Annotated in this window: 1 pseudogene; it reads left to right on the forward strand. The window is 61.4% G+C overall.

Annotation, left to right across the window (positions count from 1 at the left end):
- Positions 1-651: pseudogene (locus AC1DIS_RS30080) on the forward strand (type IV secretion protein Rhs); the annotation flags it as partial.

The following is a 651-nucleotide window of genomic DNA, read 5'->3' on the forward strand; positions in this document are numbered from 1 at the left end:
ACGCTTGGTGGCGCTGGCTTGGTGGCGCTGATTCCACCGCAAGACGAACCGACGGCCTACGAGTATCGCAACGGTTTCCTGCATGCGCGCTATCGCGGTCAGGCGGTGTGGAAATACCAGCGCAATGCCCAGGGTGATGTCACCGAGGCGACCGATCCCGACGGTCAGGTCACCCATTACCACTACGACGAACAAGGCCGGCTGCTGTCGATCCGCTACCCGGACACCAGTCGCCATGTGTTCGTCTGGAATGCCCTGGGCCAGTTGCTTGAGGAAACACTGCCAGATGGTGGGCAGCGAGCGTTTTCCTACGATGCGCTGGGGCGGCAGACGACTCGTCAGGACGAACACGGTGCGCTCACCCAGTATCAATGGGATGCCGTCGGCCGACTGGTCCAGGCGACATTGCCGACCGGCGCCACCCGTGGGTTCAGCTACAACGCCTACGGTAAGATCACCGCCGAACGCGACGAACTGGGCCGCATCACCCGCTACGAATACGTCGACGATTTGCACCTGGTCAGCCGCCGGATCAATCCCGACGGCACCCAGCTCCAGTACCGCTATGACAATGCGCAGCTGCTGCTCACGGAAATCGAAAACGAATCCGGCGAACACTATCGGCTGGACTACACACCCAACGGCTTGATC

The organism is Pseudomonas sp. 05N433, assembly GCF_056396925.1.